The sequence below is a fragment of the Budvicia aquatica DSM 5075 = ATCC 35567 genome, from assembly GCF_000427805.1.
GTDB classification, from domain to species: Bacteria; Pseudomonadota; Gammaproteobacteria; order Enterobacterales; family Enterobacteriaceae; genus Budvicia; species Budvicia aquatica.
On record NZ_ATYS01000008.1, the window covers coordinates 172,205 to 191,493 of the forward strand.

The following is a 19,289-nucleotide window of genomic DNA, read 5'->3' on the forward strand; positions in this document are numbered from 1 at the left end:
TCATTATCGCGTTTTGATGACCAAATGGTTACTTTGCTTAACTTCTTCCATCACAACATAAGTACGAGTATCGTTTACACCCGGCAGGCGTAACAAGGTCTCACCTAACAATTTTCTGTAAGCGGACATATCAGATACACGCGTTTTCAGTAGGTAGTCGAAATCACCGGAAACCAGATGACACTCCTGAATTTCCTCTAATTTTTGTACAGCGGTATTAAACTGTTCAAAAACATCGGCAGCGCCACGGTTTAACGTAATTTCTACGAAAACCAGCAGTGATGCGTCTAAATAATGAGGATTTAACAGTGCAGTATAGCCTTGAATAAACTTCTGGCGCTCCAGACGGCGAACACGCTCTAAGCATGGTGTAGGCGACAAACCAACACGCTTTGAAAGTTCAACGTTAGAAATGCGTCCATCCATTTGTAATTCGTTCAAAATATTACGGTCAATACGGTCAAGATCTTTACTAGGGCGTTTTTTGTTGTCTACCATTTTTATGTCTCTCAATATCTTCCTTGTTTCTCGATACACAAGATACCCCAGGAATTGGTATCTAGCGCCTCTATCCAAGCAAATACTGTAGCTATATGTAAGCCTGAGACTAAGTGCTATAACTGATCTTTTGAAAATGTGGAGATAAAAGATCCATCAGAACACTTAGCTTTATGCTAATCGTTATTAGCTCATCACCAGCGTAGCCCGAGACGTTAGTTTCCCGAACCTACTGTCACCACTGCCTGAACACATGTATTACCTGATAAAACTGCACATATAAAACTGTTAAAGCACATATAAGAAGAGTAAGTATCTATTACCTTGCCGTAATTCTCACTCTTACAAACTTTATGGTCATTCATCACCAGCGTAATTACACACTACTGTTTTCGCAAATACCTACCTGATTGTCAAAGCAAAAGAATAAAAAAAAGCACAATTCTCTATTTTTTTTGATTACGCTGCTGTTTTAGCTCTAATTTTATTTTGTTGATAGGTTATAACTATTGCATTAATTAATAACAATCAGGTTACCCGCTTTTTTTCATGTTGTATTTTCCTTACAATCAAACCAACCCATTCGGACTGTCTATTCCGATGAATTAATATCAGCGGATAACGCAAAGAGGATTTATGGCTATGGCCAAGCACTGCAAACTTTTGATCTTAGGTTCTGGTCCTGCTGGTTATACAGCAGCGGTTTACGCAGCCAGAGCGAACCTGAGCCCTGTGCTTATTACAGGTATTGAGCAAGGCGGTCAGTTGACCACCACCACGGAGGTGGAAAACTGGCCGGGCGATCCTGAAGGACTAACTGGACCGGGCCTGATGGAACGGATGCGTGAACATGCTGAAAAGTTCCAAACAGAAATTATTATCGATCATATTAATCGGGTCGATTTACACAACCGGCCTTTCCGCCTGTTTGGTGATTCACAAGAGTACACCTGCGATGCATTAATCATTGCTACCGGTGCTTCTGCTCAATACCTGGGGCTACCGTCAGAAGAGAACTTTAAAGGCAGAGGCGTATCAGCCTGCGCTACCTGTGACGGTTTCTTTTATCGTAACCAAAAGGTGGCGGTTGTGGGCGGTGGAAATACCGCCGTTGAAGAAGCCTTGTATCTGGCAAATATTGCAGCCGAAGTTCATGTGATTCATCGCCGTGATACTTTCCGTGCTGAGAAGATTTTGATTGAACGAATGATGGAGAAAGTACGCAGCGGTAACATTATTCTTCATACTCATCGTACCCTTGACGAAGTTTTAGGTGACGATATGGGGGTTACCGGCGTTCGCCTGAAAAATGTTAACGACCAGTCAACTGAGGAACTGACATTAACTGGCGTATTTATTGCTATTGGGCACCGACCAAATACTGAAATGTTTATCGACCAATTAGCATTGAAAAACGGTTATCTTACTATTCAGTCAGGGACCAATGGCAACGCAACGCAAACCAGTATTCCGGGCGTGTTTGCAGCTGGTGATGTTGCTGACCATATTTATCGTCAGGCCATTACTTCCGCGGGTAGTGGCTGTATGGCAGCATTAGATGCTGAACGTTATTTAGACGGATTAAACGGAAACTAATCTGACATAGATTAAATTCTGTCCAAACCATAAGGCGGCCTAGTGCCGCCTTATGGTTTTCTATCGAGTGATGTTATCCTAGCTCAAATTTGCACAATCAGATTAGCCCTAACTCTTATGTCCAATATGAATAAAACAAGGCAGCGCGAGCTAACCGGTTGGTTAAAACTTCAAGGTTCTCTGGCTCAGCGTTGGTTAAGACTATCTACCCTGCTGGGCCTTATCAGTGGATTACTGATTATCGGGCAGGCCTGGTTATTAGCCACTCTGCTCCACGCTCTGATTATCGACAACGTTCCCAAAGCGACCTTAAGTCATTATTTTATCCTGCTGATCGTCACTGTCGCCTTGCGTGCCGTGCTGATGTGGATAAGAGAGCGGGTAGGCTTTATGTACGGTGCGGCTATTCGCCAAAGAATTCGTCGGCAGGTTCTTGATAAACTGGAGCAGCTGGGTCCCGCCTGGATTCAGGGTAAACCTGCCGGTAGCTGGGCGACGATGATCCTTGAACAAATTGAGGACATGCAAGAATTCTACTCTCGCTACCAGCCACAAATGATGCTGGCAGTGATTATTCCGCTGTTAATTCTGGTTGCAGTATTCCCGATTAACTGGGCAGCAGGCATCATTCTATTTACCACTGCACCGCTGATCCCCCTTTTTATGGCGTTAGTCGGAATGGGTGCTGCTGACGCAAACCGACGTAACTTTATCGCCTTGGCGCGTTTGAGCGGTAACTTCCTTGACCGCCTCAGAGGTATGGATACGCTACGGTTATTTCATCGTGCAGACGCAGAGGCAGAACAAATTCGCCACGCCTCAGATGATTTCCGTTCCCGCACCATGGATGTGCTTAAACTGGCATTCTTATCTTCAGCTGTTTTAGAGTTTTTTGCATCAGTCTCCATTGCGGTTGCCGCCGTGTATTTTGGCTTCTCTTATTTAGGCGAACTCAATTTCGGTTCCTACGGAATTGCTGTCACTTTATTTGCCGGATTTTTGGTGTTGATCTTAGCGCCTGAATTTTTCCAGCCGCTGCGGGATCTCGGAACCTACTATCATGCCAAGGCCCAAGCCATTGGTGCCGCTGAATCTTTACTGACATTTTTAGACGCAGAACCCGATCGGTCTAACGAAGAAGGCCAGCAATCATTACCTGATTGCAACAGTGTGACCATTCAGGCTACTGACCTTCAGGTTATCTCTCCGAGCGGAAAAGTACTCGCCGGCCCGTTGAGCTTTACCCTAAACCCCGGCCAGCGCATTGCTATTGTCGGCCATAGTGGCGCAGGTAAAAGCTCATTATTAAATTTATTGCTCGGATTTATGCCTTATCAGGGTTCTTTGACCATCAACGGAATTGAGCTGAATTCATTGCAGCCGGCCTCATGGCGTAGCCACCTAAGCTGGATTGGGCAAAATCCTCAGCTACCCGAATTAACCCTGCGAAGTAACATTCTGCTATCGAATCCCAAAGCCAATGAAGCTGACCTCCAGCAGGCCATTAAGCGAGCGTACGTTGACGAATTTTTGTCGCATCTGCCTGACGGGCTAGAAACCGAAGTCGGCGACCATGCGGCGCGATTATCTGTTGGTCAGGCTCAAAGAGTTGCAGTGGCCAGAGCACTCCTCTCGCCGTGCAATCTGCTATTACTGGATGAACCAACGGCCAGTTTGGATGCTAACAGTGAAAGATTAGTGATGAGCGCCTTAACTGAAGCGGCCACCAGACAGACAACAATTCTGGTTACCCATCGCCTGGAGGATATCGACGGATACGATCAGATTTGGGTGATGGACAAAGGCCAGATAGTTCAGCAAGGAAACTTTGCTACGCTGAGCCAATCGGCAGGTCCTTTTGCTGAACTACTGTCTAACAGGAGCGCAGAGATTTAATCATGAAAATACTACTCCCGTTTTTAGCGCTCTATCGTCGCCACTGGTTTTTACTTTCATTAGGCATTGTGTTAGCGATTGTCACGATATTAGCCAGTATCAGTTTGCTTACCATATCCGGTTGGTTTCTTGCCGGATCGGCTCTGGCAGGCCTGGCGGGTATCCTGACGTTTAACTATATGCTGCCGGCTGCCGGCGTTCGAGGCTCAGCCATTATTCGTACTGCTGGCCGCTACGCAGAAAGACTGGTCAGTCACGATGCGACGTTTAGGGTACTGGCCCACTTACGGGTATTCACCTTTAAAAAACTGCTGCCATTATCACCGGGTGGCATTGCGCGCTTTCGTCAGTCGGAATTACTTAATCGCTTGGTTGCCGATGTAGAGACCTTAGACCACCTTTACCTGAGGTTAATATCCCCCTTAATCAGCGCCATTGTCGTCATTATTGTGGTGACCTTTGGCTTAAGCCTGCTTGATATGTCTCTTGCGCTGACATTGGGCGGCATTATGCTGTTTTTGGTTTTTGCCCTTCCCCTGACTTTTTATCGGGCCGGTAAGCCAATAGGAGCTGATTTAACCGCTCTGCGCAGTGATTATCGAGGCCAACTGACATCATGGCTTCAGGGCCAGTCTGAGCTGGTTATCTTCGGTGCCCTGCCCGCATTTCGTGCGAAACTGGATACGATCGAAAAACATTGGTTATCCCGCCAGAAACAACAGGCCTCTTTAGCCGGAGCGTCTCAAGCGTTGATGATTCTTTCGTCAGGCCTAACCTTTATTCTGATTCTATGGCTGGCGGCTTCGGGCATTGGCGGTGACGCCCACCCCGGGGCATTAATCGCGCTGTTTGTCTTTATTTCTCTGGCTGCATTTGAAGCTTTAGGGCCGGTCGCCGGCGCCTTTCAACATCTTGGCCACGTAATGGCATCGGCTGAACGGGTAAATCAGTTAATCGAACAACAGCCGGAAGTGATATTTCCACAGCACAAAACTGAATTCACACCACAGGCTGAATTATCGCTAGAAAATACCTACTTTAGTTATGAGAACCAGCCGTTTGCGGTATTAAAAAACATTAATCTCAATATTGCTGCCGGTGAACATATTGCCCTGCTTGGCCGTACCGGATGCGGTAAATCAACGCTGCTTCAATTGCTCACCCGCGCATGGGATCCGCAGCAGGGGACGATTAAGCTAAATGGCAGAGTATTATCCGAGTATGACGAAGCGACGCTGAGAGAAATGACCGTTGTTGTCAGCCAGCGGGTACACATTTTCAGTGCAACCTTAAGAGACAATTTATTATTAGCATCCCCTGATGCCAGTGATAAACAGTTAGAGAACGTGCTGACGAAAGTCGGGCTCTCTGCGCTGCTTGAACAAGATGGTCTGAATGCATGGATTGGTGATGGCGGTCGGCAGATTTCTGGCGGCGAGCAACGCAGGATAGGCGTTGCTCGCGCATTGCTGCATAAAGCCCCGTTGATCCTGCTTGATGAGCCAACCGAAGGGCTGGATGCGGATACCGAAGGACAAATTCTGCGCTTACTCAAACAGCATTGCCAGAATAAGACCGTGATTTTAGTTACCCATCGCCTGACCGGTCTGGAAACCATGAACCAAATTTACGTAATGGATGCCGGTGAAATTATAGAGCAAGGTACTCACCACCAATTACTTAATCTTCAGGGCCAGTACTACCGGTTTCATCAACGATAAACTTCAGGTGGGGAGCATCTCCCCGCCCCACTTACTGCTTTATTCTCAGCCTATTTGCGCTCTACCGTAATCATAGTAACGAACGGATAGCGTTGTGAGGGCACGCCACCTGACGGTGTGTACATACCTGAGATCGTCCCGTCGAGATATAGCAACTCCGTGATATTCAATTGCTCTGCGGCGTAGTGAGCAAACTCATAGAAATTCATCGGTTGCCGGCTCAGCAAAAAGTAGATATCTCCCTTCGCCGTTAGGCCGACAGCATTACGGATTTTTCGTGACTCTGAAGTTTGGCTAAACTTAGTGTTAATTTTTCCATGCTGTAAAAGCATCGGACCTGATTGAACGGCGAATGTGATATCGGGTATTGCACCAAAAGCCTCTAATGTCTCTATTTTTGCCTGGCCGTTACCGATAGAAAAAACTCCGCCCGGTCGAATATAAAAATTCCCCTCCCCTGACTTTGTATTCAGTTCGCGCAGGGTCTTTCCGTTCTCAATATATAATCCTTCAGGACGATACTCTTTATCATAAATTCCCCCGTTGATAGCCATATTAATCTGGTGACTTTTTCCTTTCGCATCAATTAAACGACCAAGGGTTTGGTAAGGTGTGCCATCGTCCTGTCGCCAGTACATCCGTATAGTTTCCGTTTCGGGGTTCACTTTATAAAAGCTGACGCCGGTTTGTAGCGAATTCTGTGCATTGATAACGCTGGAAAAAAACCAGGCTGACAATAACCATAACCCTCTGATTTTTTTAATCTGTCGTATAAACATATCAAACATCCCTATTTTTTGGTTAGCCTGCTGTACTTACAATTCACTATCAAACAGCGCTTAGGTTAGGATAATCATTCAATTAAAGCATGACTAAAATAATAAAAATTTAATTATTTACCTGCCCCTTGACGAACCTATAATCAATACGGCTAAATACCCACTCAATATGAATAATTATTCAAATGGATGCCGAATTTATGTTTATTAAAACCACTTTCCGTCACGTTTTATTCAGTCTTGCCGTATTCTCTGGCACAAGCGCTATTTCTACCGCCGCTTCTGCCGCTGACACCAACAAAGCTGAGCCTGAAGTTATTTTTATCTGTACCGGTAATACTGGCCGTAGTCCGATGGCAGAGGCTCTTGCTAAGCAGTTAGTACAAAAGAATAACTGGAATATTGATGTAGAATCTCGCGGTGTTAATGTTGACCCTAAGGAAATTACGCCAGAGAAAGGGACTGAAACATTATTAAAACAGCGCGGTATTGATATCTCTGACCATCGGGCTCAATCCCTGACAGAGCAGGATATTACTAAAGCTGATTACTTGCTGACTATGACCGAGTCACATAAAGAAAAAGTGCTGAAGCGCTTTCCTCAGTCCGCCGGTAAAGTCTTCACTTTGGCTGAGTTTGCTAAAAATGAGAACAAAGATTTAGATGACCCGTGGGGAAAACCAATGCCTGCCTACCAGAAAGTTGCCGATCAGCTAGATACCTATTTACCGCTGGCATTAGAAAAGATAGCAACGGCTAAGCCAACAAAATAACTTATTCTTGATTGAATACCTCTTTAGACCGGGCCATTGCGCGCCCGGTTTTGCTAATAAAAAAATCATTTTCTGCTGCTGCAAGATAATTATCATCAACATCTATTCTATTACCTGCGCAACGGTCCGATAACAGGTATACTTCGGTTCCAAAGGAATCATCTCAGATGATAAATATCTCATTATGCCAATAACCCAACTACATCCGGACTCAGTTGCTTTTCCACCGGTTGAACATGCCTTGAAAGATCCTAACGGATTACTGGCACTTGGTGGCGATCTCTCTCCTGAGAGGCTGATGAGTGCTTATCAGAACGGAATATTCCCTTGGTTTAGTCCTGATGACCCTATTTTGTGGTGGTCTCCGGATCCAAGAGCTATCCTGATACCACAGGAACTGCATGTCAGCCGCAGTATGAAAAAATTTCTGCGTCAGACTCAGTTACAGGTCACCATAAATATGGCATTTGATCGGGTTATTGCGGCCTGTGCCAATGAACGCAATGAGGGAACTTGGATTGTTCCACCGATCCAGCACTCCTATGTGCAACTTTATAACCATGGGATGGCTCATTCGGTTGAGGTTTGGCAAGATGCTGAATTAGTCGGTGGATTGTATGGCGTTGAGCAAGGTTCGGTGTTTTGTGGTGAATCGATGTTCAGCCGCCGGGATAATGCATCTAAACTTGCGCTGTATGCCCTATGCCAGCATTTCGTCAATTACGGCGGAAAACTGATTGATTGCCAAATATTAAACGATCATACGGAATCATTAGGCGCAAAAGATATTTTGCGTTCTGATTATTTACATTTATTACACAAATTCCAGCATCAACAACTACCTATAGAGTGCTGGGTACCGCAAAGATTATGCTAAAACGGCTTAAAAACAAGTAAATAAAGTTTAAGTGAACCGCAGAACTGAGTTTTCTTTACACTCAATCCTTTACACTTTGCTTGTTTTTCGGCATTATCTTGCCGGTTAAAAACTAAGGTAGTTACACCTAGAGGATTCGATGGCCAAAGAAGACAATATTGAAATGCAGGGCACCATTTTAGACACGTTGCCTAACACGATGTTCCGCGTTGAACTGGAAAACGGTCACGTGGTAACTGCCCATATCTCCGGTAAGATGCGTAAAAACTATATCCGTATCCTGACGGGCGACAAAGTCACTGTAGAGTTGACCCCGTACGACCTGAGCAAAGGCCGCATAATCTTCCGTAGCCGTTAATAAACCGTTATTGCCGCATAACTGCGCAATAGCCGGTGGAGTATACCTCCAACGCCCTTACCTCGCGGCAAGGGCGTTTTGTTTAGGCTTCGGAACGATGATTAATGTACGGCTTTCTCGATTTTTGGTTTTTTAGCACTTTCAAACTGATAGGCTAAATTACCCGCTTCTGCATCAAGCATTACGCTGACCGAACCACCATTTACTAAAGAGCCAAACAGTAGCTCGTTTGTTAGTGGTTTTTTCAGGTACTGCTGTATGGTTCTGCTCATCGGGCGAGCCCCCATCGCTTTGTCATAGCCTTTTTCAGCTAACCAATGACGGGCATCCTGGCTGACTTCCAGTGAAATGCCTTTGGCATCCAACTGAGCCTGCAATTCAACAATAAACTTATCAACCACTTGTTGAATCACTTCGGCTGACAGATGGTTAAACCATATAATTCCGTCTAACCGGTTACGAAACTCAGGCGTAAATAGCTTCTTAATTTCGCTCAGCGCATCGGTACTGTTGTCCTGTTGTTTGAAGCCAATAGACTCACGCTGGGTTTCCCGAACGCCGGCATTGGTTGTCATAACCAGAATCACATTACGGAAATCTGCCTTACGGCCGTTGTTATCAGTCAGCGTGCCATTGTCCATGACTTGCAGTAACAGATTAAACACGTCCGGGTGCGCTTTCTCAATTTCGTCCAATAACAGCACGGAATGAGGATGCTTGATGACTGAGTCGGTCAACAGCCCGCCTTGGTCAAATCCTACGTACCCCGGAGGCGCACCAATCAAACGGCTGACGGTATGGCTCTCCATGTACTCAGACATATCAAAACGCAGCAGCTCGATGCCCAGGGCCTTTGCCAGCTGCACGGTCACTTCTGTTTTACCTACCCCGGTAGGGCCGGCAAACAGGAAGGATCCGACAGGCTTACGCTCATCGCCCAAACCGGCCCGACTCATTTTGATCGACTCGCTTAAAGCCTCTATCGCCTTATCCTGACCAAAAATCATCATACCAATTCGTTCAGACAGCGTTTTCAGCACGTTACGATCGTCAGCGGAGACAGTCTTTTCCGGGATCCGGGCAATGCGCGATACGATTAATTCGATATCGCTGACATTAACCGTTTTCTTGCGCTTACTGGCCGGTAGCAAGCGGCAGTAAGCGCCAGCTTCGTCAATAACGTCGATAGCTTTGTCCGGCAAGTGACGGTCGTTAATATATTTAACTGACAGCTCTACGGCAGCACGAATCGCTTTCGCCGTATAACGCACATCATGATGGCTTTCATATTTAGATTTCAGGCCCGTCAGTATCTGCACCGTCTCTTCTGCAGTCGGTTCAGTAATATCAATCTTCTGGAAACGACGTGCCAGAGCACGATCTTTCTCAAAGATGTTACTGAATTCCTGATAGGTGGTAGAACCCATTACACGAATTTTACCATTAGACAGCATTGGCTTAATGAGATTAGCCACATCAACCTGCCCGCCGGAAGCTGCACCAGCGCCGATGATGGTATGGATTTCATCAATAAACAGAATGCTGTTCTTATCAGCCTCGAGCTGTTTTAGCAGCGCCTTGAACCGCTTCTCAAAATCACCGCGATACTTAGTACCCGCCAGCAGAGAACCAATATCTAATGAGTAAACCGTGCATTCAGCGACGGCATCAGGAACATCACCTTGCACAATACGCCATGCTAAGCCTTCCGCTATCGCCGTTTTACCGACACCGGACTCTCCGACTAACAGCGGATTATTTTTACGACGGCGGCACAGAACCTGAATGGTTCTTTCAAGCTCAACCTCCCGGCCAATCAGCGGATCAATACCGCCGTTTTGCGCCAGCAAGTTTAAGTTTGAAGTAAAATTATCCATCCGGTCTTCGGCGCTGGTTTGTTCGTCTTCACTAGGAATAGAACCCTGCTGACCCGCTTCATCTTGAGACCCGTCTTTACGGGTACCATGAGAAATAAAGTTCACAATATCTAAACGGCTAACGTCATGCTTACGCAGTAAATAAGCCGCATGGGATTCCTGTTCACTAAATATTGCGACCAATACGTTAGCACCGCTCACTTCAGTTCGCCCCGAAGACTGAACGTGGAACACTGCCCGTTGTAAAACACGTTGGAAACTCAGGGTTGGCTGAGTATCTTGTTCAGGGGATCCTTCCGGTAATACCGGAGTATTCTGGCCGATGAACGTTTCCAGTTCATGATGTATCGCCACAATATCAACCTGACAGGCGTCGAGTGCCTCTCTTGCAGCCGGATTACTCAATAATGCTAACAGTAAGTGTTCTACTGTCAGATATTCATGGCGCTGTTCTCTTGCCGTAGCAAAGGCCATGTTGAGACTGAGTTCCAGTTCTTGATTAAGCATGAGCACCTCCACATTTATCGCCCTTTCAGGCTTTCTCTAACGTACACAACAAGGGATGTTCATTTTCACGCGCATAACTATTTATTTGCGTGACCTTGGTCTCAGCGACTTCGGCCGTAAACACACCACAGACTGCTTTACCATGATAATGAACCGTTAACATCAGCTGTGTCGCGCGTTCAATATCATATGAAAAAAATTTCTGTAGCACCTCAATCACAAATTCCATCGGCGTATAATCATCATTATTCAGTATAACCTGATACATCGATGGCGGTTGTTTGAGTGCATCATCTAATTCGGCATCAGCTATCTCTTCAAAGCTTAGCCAATCGTGTAATTTATTCATTTCTAAAGTGCCATTTTAATCTAACGTGTACCGTATTCGGGACATCTGTCAAATATTCTGCCTTAGTTACCAGAAAATTTGTTATTTAAATTTAACTGTCGTCTAAACTTAGGGATTATATTATCGCTAACTCAAGGCTAAATCAGCCATAAGTTTATTTACATCCTATTGTAAATAATAAAATTATCCCTCTATTACCGTTTAAGTACCCACTAAATAGCTGCACTTTTCAGCCGCTTTATTTTTTAAATATCAACGTCTGAAATATCATTTCCATACAAAGAATAAGGTTAATAAACCTTGATTATTAGTGTGTCATCACTTTAATTTTCATCATGTTCAGCGCTTTTCCATGCGATAACAGCGTTTTATAACGAAATTAATTAAAATCTTAATTGAATATATGAGGGCATTCGGGGAAAAAACAACGCATTATCTCAAAAAATAATGCGTTGGAACAAAAATTAACCTAATCAAATAAGAATAATTTAGTTCGCCCTGCCTCTGGCAAGCCACAAAATTTTTGAGAACATCCTTTTCAGTAAAGGCGGCACACTTTCCGTGCCTAACGATCCGGCCCTTTCAGCAACTTCAATCGCCAGGTCAGGCTTAGAGCTATGTTGAATCGCTTTACGGATAACTTTACGCATTGGCATATGAATATTGGCGGGTAAGCCGGCGGCCTGATGGTAAACATCACTAAAACCTTCCCGGTACATAAAGTTCTCCATATCCAGAGCTGGAAGTTGAGTTAACCGATCCCGTACTCCGTCAGGGGCATTATTCAGAAATGACCGAACCGTCTCTGCATATTTCTTGCCAGCGTCATCGCCGTCGACCAGAACATGCCACTCAATCCCCATACGGCTGGCATATTTCAATAATGGTTTCAGCCCGCTCTGGGCAAACTCAATCACTTTAATACCTTCGGTTTCAAAATGATAACCACATTGACGAGCCAGTTCGGTAAGTAACCATACCTCAGTTTCCCCTTCAACCAGCAGCCAACTGCGGGCAAATAAAGAAGACGCTCGATTAAGGCGAATATGAAAAGAAATTCTCCTGCGTTCCTGAACGCTGAGCTCCCCGGCATCAATACGGTAAGCCGCGACTTTATTTGATTGACGAACTAATCGGTATACGCTTTCCAACGGAGCCAGCGCCAGCAAATCGCCGGAATTAGTCGTGGTAATTTTCTGCAACGGTAAATTACTCAACAATCCCCATGCCGCAGATAGCATAATAGGATGTAGACGGCTTTCAGGGTCTTCAATTAATAACAGAGGCACCGCATGGGCATCCAGATTTTTGGCGCCTTTGGTTTGCAGCAACGTTGAGAACACGCCCAGCAAAATAAGTCGCATATTACGGCTTTCGGGTTCAGAAATTAGCTGGTTTAAATAATTAAGTGACTGCCACACCTGTGAGTTTTCCCGATACTTATCATTTTTAATCCGAGAAGAATCCTCAATTTCTTTTGCCCCTTGTGCAGCAAAATAGTGTTTGAGTAAGGCGTGAATAGCCTGTAGCCCTAGCTGTAAATCTTTATTACTCAACTTCTGCGGGCTGCATTCCAGCTCGCGAGAAAGCTTCGATAGTTGCTGAGTCAGTTCAATATTTTCCGGTTCAGGAAACAGGGTTCCTTGTCTTAATCTTCGATTAAAACGGGCATCCCGTAAACGCAGTACCGGGTGCAGGCGTACCATTTCTTTAGCCAGCTCATCGACGTTATCTAATATCATCGGATGCCCTGTAGCATCGAGAAATGTACGTGATGTTGTTACGCTGCCATCCGCTAAAAGTTCACCTTCCAGTCGGTAGAGAATATGTAAACGCCCGTTATTATCTTTGACCCACAAAGGGAGCAAATTATGAAACTGGGGAAGGCTGGGTGAGTCAACTTTGCGGGCGCTAAAAGTCAGAACAATTTGCAGGTGTTCCTGTTTGGCAGATTCATCGCCCAAAGGGTAATGGAAATCATGCGGCTTAAACTGATATAACTCATCGCTCGGAGAGAATAATAGCGTAAGTGCATCAAGCAGGCTGGACTTACCCCAGGCATTTTCACCAATCAAGATGACATTATCATTCAACATCAGTGATAGGCGGTTTATGCCTCGGAAACCGACAATCTCAACGCGCTCTAGATACATTTGCTCTCTCCATTATTGCTGACCGCCATAAGTACATCTGGCCATAATTTGCTGAGTAACAACATAATTATATGTCAATTAAGCTCAACAACGACAATAACCAAAATAATAAAAGCACAGCATCTTCATATTTGTCATCGGATAAGGTGGTTCAATTGAGTTTCAGCGTCAATCTTGATCTGCCTAAATAACCTTTACTCTTCATAGCGTTTTGGTTAGCGTGTCTGCCTCTGGACAAATTAAATATTAAACACCATGTATTCAGGCCTATTAATTATTTTACTGCCGCTGTTTTTTGGCTATCTTATTCCGATAAAGCAACCTTCTCTGCTTCACAATATTCATCGGTTACTCAGCCTGATGGTTTACGTGATCCTATTTTTTATGGGGATTAGCCTGGCTTTTCTCGATAATCTCAGCGCTAATCTGGTGACCATCTTCCTCTACGCCGGCGTATTTTTTATCTGCATCATTAGCGCAAACTTGGCTGCATTAGCGTTGCTCGATCGCCAATGGCCATGGAAAAATGCACATCAGCAAGAAAAGCTACCGTCGCGGCTAGGTATGGCATTAGAGTCACTGCAACTGTGTGGCATAGTGGCTATCGGTTTTGTACTTGGATTAACCCATATTTCGTGGCTAATTTACGCTACTCAGGCCAGCGAATTTGCACTGATTTTTTTATTACTGCTGGTAGGAATACAGCTCAGAAACAGCGGCATGAGCCTAAGAGAAATAACCCTCAACCGTCGCGGAATGATTATCGCACTGGTGGTGGTCTTCAGCGCGATGGTCGGCGGAGCCATTGCTGCGTGGCTATTAGGCTTACCGATTCGTACCGGTCTGGCGATGTCTTCAGCCTACGGCTGGTATTCTCTTTCCGGAATTATTCTTACCGATTCTCTAGGCCCGGTGTTAGGCAGTGCAGCCTTCTTCAACGATCTTGCCCGTGAATTAGTCGCTATCATGTTAATTCCCGCGTTAGTCCGACGTAATGTCTCATCCGCAGTTGGCATTTGCGGTGCAACATCAATGGACTTTACGCTACCGGTATTACAACGTAGTGGCGGTCTGGCAATTGTGCCTGCGGCAATCGTTCATGGTTTTATACTTAGCCTGTTTGCCCCCGTTTTACTGGCTTTCTTTTCCGCCCCTTGATGTGCTTTACGTATAGCCATAACCTTCACCATGAAGTTAGGATCTATTTAATATGACCAAAGAACCTCTACTGTTGCAACCCAGAATCGCTTAGCGGCCAGTGATGATTTGAACGTGTAATCACTTGCCATAGACCAACGTTCCGTGGCGTCCATATTTTAAAAAAGGAAACAGGCCATGCAAGATAAACACTGGTCAAAGACCGAACTTCTTCATGAAAGCGTTAAAAACCCTAATATTATCATTAAAGGCACCCACAGCTATTACAGCCACTGCTGGGATCAAGGATTTGAAAAATCCGTGGTTCGCTACTTACAGGGTGATGAGATCAGCCAACAGTGGGAGCCGTTAGGTAAAATCGATCGGCTGATGATTAGTGACTATGTATGCATCGGTGCCGAAGCGGTGATATTGATGGGGGGTAACCATACTCACCGAATCGACTGGTTCAGTTGCTACCCTTTTATTGAGTCGCTTACCCAGGCGTATCAGTGTAAAGGCGATACTCATCTTAATGGTGGTTGCTGGATAGGTATGAGAGCAATGGTCATGCCGGGAGTAACCATTGGAGAAGGCGCTATCGTGGCTGCGGGGAGCGTAGTAACACAAAATGTAGCACCCTATACCATCGTCGGAGGCGTCCCGGCAACGGTAATAAAACAACGATTTCCACAAGAAATTATTCAACGCATACTCAAACTAAACCTTTATGAACTACCTGAAGAGCACTTTGAACAGATAATTCCCCTACTATCAAGCAGCGATATCAATGCATTAGAGCTAGGAATTAAAAACCTTAGCTAATACTGATAATAAAAACGCTTATACCCAAAATAATTCGAGTTGCTTGTAGGCGACAAGTCCAAGAGTCGCTAGCAGCATAGCTGACTATGTGACTGGGGGCAGTGGACGCAGTTAACACCCAAGCAACTTGAAGTATGACGGGTATATATAGATTAATTTATGGCGGTAGCCCTCTTACCGCCCTCATCACAAACGCAAAATCAGCTTTATCTCTTTGATCTGCTAATCCTAAATCAGCCTCTTTCACACACTATTCACCTGCGCTATAACTGGCATAAATTGATTTAAATCAAGTAATCGTTAAGTTGCATTAAAAACTCCTTTTTAAGTAATTGCTGTCGGCCTAACATAAACATGAATATAAAATGCAACTTATAAAGGTGTCATCATTATGTATTGCGTGCAATGTGAACAAACTATCCATACCCCTGCCGGAAATGGCTGCTCTTACGCTCAAGGAATGTGTGGAAAAACAGCTGAAGTTTCAGACTTGCAGGATCTGCTAGTCGCTGTTTTAGAAAGCTTATCGGCATGGGCTGTTAAAGCGCGTGATTTGGGCATCATCGACCATAAGATTGATGCTTTCGCGCCAAAAGCCTTTTTTGCAACGCTGACTAACGTTAACTTCGATACTGACCGCATCATTGGTTACGCTCAAGAAGCGATTGCTTTACGTGATGAGCTAATTGCTCGCTGTAAAACCGTTGATGCTACCGTTCAACTTGACCATCCGATGGCCGATCTTCAGTTAGTCAGCAATAAGCTTCATCAACTGCTGGATCAGGCAACTGAGTTCGCGTTAAACAAAGATAAAGTAGAAATTGGCGATGATATTCATGGCCTGCGTATGTTGTGTTTATACGGTCTGAAAGGCGCAGCAGCCTATATGGAGCATGCTCTGGTATTAGGCCAGTATGATGACAATATTTATGCTGAGTACCATAAGTTGATGGCATGGTTGGGTACTAACCCAAGCGATATGGCAACCCTGCTCGACAACGCAATGAACATTGGCAAAATGAATTTCAACATCATGGCAATTCTCGACCATGGTGAAACCAGCGTTTACGGTGACCCGACGCCAACGTCAGTGAATGTTAAACCTATCGCCGGTAAAGCCATTCTGATTTCAGGTCACGACCTGAAAGATTTGCATATGCTGCTGGAACAGACCGAAGGCAAAGGCATTAATATCTATACCCATGGTGAAATGCTACCGGCTCATGGCTACCCTGAACTGCGTAAGTATAAACATCTGGTCGGTAACTATGGCAGCGGTTGGCAAAATCAGCAGACTGAATTTGCTAAATTCCCCGGCCCAATCGTCATGACATCTAACTGTATTATCGATCCTAATGTCGGTAATTATGGCGACCGAATCTGGACCCGTAGCATTGTCGGCTGGCCTGGCGTAAAACACGTTGAAGGTGATGACTTCAGCGTTGTTATTGAGCAAGCGCAAAGCCTTGCCGGTTTCCCTTATGACGAATTAGAACACATGATTACCGTTGGCTTTGGTCGCCAAACGCTGCTGAATGCCGCTGATACGGTTATCGATTTAGTTTCTCAAAAGAAACTGCGCCATGTATTTCTGGTGGGTGGCTGTGACGGTAGCCGCGATGAGCGTAGCTACTATACCGACTTTGCCCGTAGCGTTCCCCAAGACTGCCTGATTATGACGCTGGCCTGCGGCAAGTATCGCTTTAACAAACTCGATTTTGGTACTCTTGAAGGCCTCCCTCGCCTGCTGGATGTCGGCCAGTGCAACGACGCGTACTCAGCGATTATGCTGGCCGTTAAGCTGTCTGAAAAATTAGGTTGTTCAGTCAATGAATTACCGCTTACTCTGGTTCTTTCTTGGTTTGAACAAAAAGCCATTGTTATCTTATTAACCCTGCTATCCCTTGGTGTAAAAGATATCTACACCGGACCTACAGCACCGGGGTTCCTGACGGATAATCTGATGGGCGTCCTGAAAGACAACTTTGGCATGCGCTCTATTACAACGGTAGAACAAGATATGAGCGATATTTTAGGCGCATAATTTCGACTTCATCTCTACGGGTGCGATTCAGTTCGCACCCGATAACTCAAGGTTCATGATATGACCATGCCAACCCCTCTGTGCCCGAATCCAATGCAAATTCATAGCATTCATCAGGAAACGGCCGACGTCTGGACCCTTGAGCTTATCGCTCAAGATTTTTATCCCTATTTGCCGGGCCAATACGCGTTAGTCAGCATTCGCGACAGTGATACCTCGCTGCGGGCCTATACTATTTCGTCTTCGCCCGGACTCAGCCGATTTATCACACTAACAGTGCGCTGTTTGACCGGCGGTGAAGGTTCAACCTGGCTAACTCACGAAGTAAAACCAGGGAATACGCTTTGGCTTTCTGATGCTCAGGGAGAGTTTACCTGTGCCAACAAAGCGGATAACCATTATCTGATGTTGGCCGGTGGCTGTGGCGTTACGCCGATTATGTCCATGAGCCGTTGGATATTAGCCAGGCAGCCTGACAGCCATCTTATTGTATTTTACAACGTACGCAGCCCGTCTGACGTTGTCTTTGCTGAAGAATGGCAGCAGCTTTCAAATCGTTACCCGCAGCAGCTAACCCTGCATCTTATGTTTGAAAATGATGCAGTTGAAGGACAGCTATCCGGACGTATTTCACAGCAACTATTAGCAGAGAAAGTGCCGGATATCGCCCAACGAACCGTAATGACCTGTGGCCCGTCGGCCTATATGAACGCCGTTGAAAAAATCAGCTTATCGATGGGCGTCCCTAATGAGCGTTTCCATAAAGAACAGTTCCATACTGCGGCTGAATGTATTAGCGGTGACGAACCGCAAATTAGTCTGATTATCCGTAGCCTGAATCAAACCTTTACCACACCGGTAGGCACTACGCTGCTATTTGCTCTTGAACAAAACAAAGTTCCGGTGATCGCTGCCTGTCGGGCTGGCGTATGTGGCTCATGTAAAACGAAAGTCATCAAAGGTCAGTATACAACGACCAGCCAGATGTCACTGACTCAGGATGAAATTGACCAAGGCTATGTATTAGCCTGTAGCTGTCAACTGCAAGGCGATACCGAACTGGCATAGCGGATTTAATTAAGGCGTTATTCCGGCTTATAGGCCACTGGCCGGGTAATTTAAATTATTTTCAGCGTAGATTTTGCCCGCATAATCAGTATCGAAATATTGATTTTACCTAGCGGCCGAAGGGTAACGTTTTTAAGTTTACTCAAGGTGTTAATCATTAACGTTAGTCATCAATCTCAGGAGCCGTTCTGGTTATTCAGATTGATGACTAAGTGGTTTAATTTGAGTTCAGCGTGGATTTCGTCCGCATAATCAGCATCGGAATATAAATTTTTCCTAGCGCCCGAGGGGCGACCTTTTTATGCTTACTCAAATTGTTAATCATTAACGTTAGTCATCAATCTCAGGAGCCGTTCCGGCTCCTCAGACTGCTGACGAACCCCATGTTTTTACGTGGGGTTCGCTCTTTCTAGCGACCGAAGGTCGCGATCGCGATATTTTTTTGCCTACATTCATTTTGTCTGTTTAGAGCCCTTGATAGCTTCATTATCAGCTGTAACCTCATCCAGTACTGCTCATAAAGCCAAAAAAACGCCACCATCAGCGCTATCTTCTTCATATTCTGCGCTGCAGCCGCCAGAAGACACTGCATCTGCACTTTCATTAGTCCACGGAACCGGGCATAACGATGACCATGATGTTGTTTTGCATCCGCGAAGCTGCGTTCTACTGTTTCCTTGCGCCGTTCATATATCTTTTTGCCCCATTTGGTTAGCCGTAACTCATTCGCCGTTTCCTTCGCCTCTTCCCACACATGTCGGGTGATGGTTTTTTGAGCTTTTCTATTTTGGGTGCATGAACTTCTACGCTCACACCACTGGCACACTGACG

General features: G+C 45.4%; 16 protein-coding genes. 10 read left to right on the plus strand and 6 right to left on the minus strand.

Features of this window, described 5'->3' with window-relative positions; all coding sequences use genetic code 11:
- Nucleotides 1-3: 3 nt before the first annotated feature.
- Nucleotides 4-498: a leucine-responsive transcriptional regulator Lrp gene (gene lrp / locus YWE_RS0105120; RefSeq protein WP_027274497.1), complete on the minus strand. Its 495-nt coding sequence runs from the start codon at nt 496-498 to the stop codon at nt 4-6.
- A gap of 636 nt (nt 499-1,134) precedes the next feature.
- Here lrp and trxB point away from each other — a divergent pair.
- From trxB to cydC, 3 genes are all read left to right on the plus strand, one after another.
- Nucleotides 1,135-2,094, plus strand: coding sequence for a thioredoxin-disulfide reductase (trxB, locus tag YWE_RS0105125; RefSeq protein ID WP_029093548.1), 960 nt, complete (start codon nt 1,135-1,137; stop codon nt 2,092-2,094).
- 126 nt (nt 2,095-2,220) lie between these two features.
- Nucleotides 2,221-3,990, plus strand: coding sequence for a heme ABC transporter permease/ATP-binding protein CydD (cydD, locus tag YWE_RS0105130; RefSeq protein WP_029093549.1), 1,770 nt, complete (start codon nt 2,221-2,223; stop codon nt 3,988-3,990).
- 2 nt (nt 3,991-3,992) lie between these two features.
- Nucleotides 3,993-5,711: a heme ABC transporter ATP-binding protein/permease CydC gene (gene cydC / locus YWE_RS0105135; RefSeq protein WP_029093550.1), complete on the plus strand. Its 1,719-nt coding sequence runs from the start codon at nt 3,993-3,995 to the stop codon at nt 5,709-5,711.
- A 50-nt stretch (nt 5,712-5,761) separates the two neighbouring features.
- Here cydC and YWE_RS0105140 read toward each other — a convergent pair whose 3' ends face one another.
- On the minus strand, nt 5,762-6,490 hold the full coding sequence (locus YWE_RS0105140; RefSeq protein ID WP_161628765.1) for a phosphodiester glycosidase family protein: 729 nt from the start codon (nt 6,488-6,490) through the stop codon (nt 5,762-5,764).
- Nucleotides 6,491-6,690: 200 nt separating this feature from the next.
- Here YWE_RS0105140 and YWE_RS0105145 point away from each other — a divergent pair, with 200 nt between their 5' ends.
- From YWE_RS0105145 to infA, 3 genes are all read left to right on the plus strand, one after another.
- Nucleotides 6,691-7,263, plus strand: coding sequence for a low molecular weight protein arginine phosphatase (locus tag YWE_RS0105145; protein WP_071605829.1), 573 nt, complete (start codon nt 6,691-6,693; stop codon nt 7,261-7,263).
- A gap of 184 nt (nt 7,264-7,447) precedes the next feature.
- Nucleotides 7,448-8,140: a leucyl/phenylalanyl-tRNA--protein transferase gene (gene aat / locus YWE_RS0105150; RefSeq protein WP_029093553.1), complete on the plus strand. Its 693-nt coding sequence runs from the start codon at nt 7,448-7,450 to the stop codon at nt 8,138-8,140.
- A gap of 139 nt (nt 8,141-8,279) precedes the next feature.
- On the plus strand, nt 8,280-8,498 hold the full coding sequence (gene infA, locus YWE_RS0105155) for a translation initiation factor IF-1 (RefSeq protein ID WP_029093554.1): 219 nt from the start codon (nt 8,280-8,282) through the stop codon (nt 8,496-8,498).
- A gap of 101 nt (nt 8,499-8,599) precedes the next feature.
- Here the strand turns inward: infA and clpA are convergent, their stop codons facing one another.
- The 3 genes from clpA to YWE_RS0105170 form a co-directional block, all read right to left on the minus strand.
- Nucleotides 8,600-10,882 carry an ATP-dependent Clp protease ATP-binding subunit ClpA gene (gene clpA / locus YWE_RS0105160; protein WP_029093555.1) on the minus strand — a complete coding sequence of 761 codons (2,283 nt, stop codon included), beginning with the start codon at nt 10,880-10,882 and terminating at the stop codon, nt 8,600-8,602.
- A 25-nt stretch (nt 10,883-10,907) separates the two neighbouring features.
- The gene (gene clpS, locus YWE_RS0105165; protein WP_029093556.1) at nt 10,908-11,231 is read right to left on the minus strand and encodes an ATP-dependent Clp protease adapter ClpS; all 324 of its coding nucleotides are present in this window, start codon (nt 11,229-11,231) and stop codon (nt 10,908-10,910) included.
- A 488-nt stretch (nt 11,232-11,719) separates the two neighbouring features.
- Nucleotides 11,720-13,384 (minus strand): ATP-dependent nuclease, encoded by a 1,665-nt coding sequence (locus tag YWE_RS0105170; RefSeq protein WP_029093557.1) that lies wholly within the window; start codon nt 13,382-13,384, stop codon nt 11,720-11,722.
- A 255-nt stretch (nt 13,385-13,639) separates the two neighbouring features.
- Between YWE_RS0105170 and YWE_RS0105175 the strand changes: the two genes are divergently transcribed.
- The 4 genes from YWE_RS0105175 to hcr all read left to right on the plus strand — a co-directional run bounded on the left by YWE_RS0105175 (nt 13,640) and on the right by hcr (nt 18,458).
- A complete protein-coding gene (locus YWE_RS0105175; protein WP_029093558.1) occupies nt 13,640-14,542 on the plus strand; it encodes a LysO family transporter in 903 nt (300 codons plus the stop codon).
- A gap of 177 nt (nt 14,543-14,719) precedes the next feature.
- Nucleotides 14,720-15,346, plus strand: coding sequence for a CatB-related O-acetyltransferase (locus tag YWE_RS0105180; RefSeq protein ID WP_029093559.1), 627 nt, complete (start codon nt 14,720-14,722; stop codon nt 15,344-15,346).
- A gap of 391 nt (nt 15,347-15,737) precedes the next feature.
- On the plus strand, nt 15,738-17,390 hold the full coding sequence (gene hcp, locus YWE_RS0105185) for a hydroxylamine reductase (protein WP_029093560.1): 1,653 nt from the start codon (nt 15,738-15,740) through the stop codon (nt 17,388-17,390).
- A 60-nt stretch (nt 17,391-17,450) separates the two neighbouring features.
- Nucleotides 17,451-18,458 (plus strand): NADH oxidoreductase, encoded by a 1,008-nt coding sequence (gene hcr, locus YWE_RS0105190; RefSeq protein WP_029093561.1) that lies wholly within the window; start codon nt 17,451-17,453, stop codon nt 18,456-18,458.
- 409 nt (nt 18,459-18,867) lie between these two features.
- Here the strand turns inward: hcr and YWE_RS0105195 are convergent.
- A partial coding sequence (locus tag YWE_RS0105195) for a transposase (RefSeq protein ID WP_029093562.1) occupies nt 18,868-19,289 on the minus strand: 422 nt, incomplete at its 5' end.

Excerpts from the sequence above, each read along its gene's own strand:
- clpA (WP_029093555.1), bottom strand. The coding sequence starts at position 10,882 with ATGCTTAATCAAGAACTGGAACTCAGTCTCAACATGGCCTTTGCTACG.
- YWE_RS0105170 (WP_029093557.1), bottom strand. The coding sequence starts at position 13,384 with ATGTATCTAGAGCGCGTTGAGATTGTCGGTTTCCGAGGCATAAACCGC.
- YWE_RS0105175 (WP_029093558.1), top strand. The coding sequence starts at position 13,640 with ATGTATTCAGGCCTATTAATTATTTTACTGCCGCTGTTTTTTGGCTAT.
- lrp (WP_027274497.1), bottom strand. The coding sequence starts at position 498 with ATGGTAGACAACAAAAAACGCCCTAGTAAAGATCTTGACCGTATTGAC.
- YWE_RS0105140 (WP_161628765.1), bottom strand. The coding sequence starts at position 6,490 with ATGTTTATACGACAGATTAAAAAAATCAGAGGGTTATGGTTATTGTCA.
- cydD (WP_029093549.1), top strand. The coding sequence starts at position 2,221 with ATGAATAAAACAAGGCAGCGCGAGCTAACCGGTTGGTTAAAACTTCAA.
- cydC (WP_029093550.1), top strand. The coding sequence starts at position 3,993 with ATGAAAATACTACTCCCGTTTTTAGCGCTCTATCGTCGCCACTGGTTT.
- infA (WP_029093554.1), top strand. The coding sequence starts at position 8,280 with ATGGCCAAAGAAGACAATATTGAAATGCAGGGCACCATTTTAGACACG.
- hcr (WP_029093561.1), top strand. The coding sequence starts at position 17,451 with ATGACCATGCCAACCCCTCTGTGCCCGAATCCAATGCAAATTCATAGC.
- hcp (WP_029093560.1), top strand. The coding sequence starts at position 15,738 with ATGTATTGCGTGCAATGTGAACAAACTATCCATACCCCTGCCGGAAAT.
- YWE_RS0105180 (WP_029093559.1), top strand. The coding sequence starts at position 14,720 with ATGCAAGATAAACACTGGTCAAAGACCGAACTTCTTCATGAAAGCGTT.
- trxB (WP_029093548.1), top strand. The coding sequence starts at position 1,135 with ATGGCTATGGCCAAGCACTGCAAACTTTTGATCTTAGGTTCTGGTCCT.
- YWE_RS0105145 (WP_071605829.1), top strand. The coding sequence starts at position 6,691 with ATGTTTATTAAAACCACTTTCCGTCACGTTTTATTCAGTCTTGCCGTA.
- aat (WP_029093553.1), top strand. The coding sequence starts at position 7,448 with ATGCCAATAACCCAACTACATCCGGACTCAGTTGCTTTTCCACCGGTT.
- clpS (WP_029093556.1), bottom strand. The coding sequence starts at position 11,231 with ATGAATAAATTACACGATTGGCTAAGCTTTGAAGAGATAGCTGATGCC.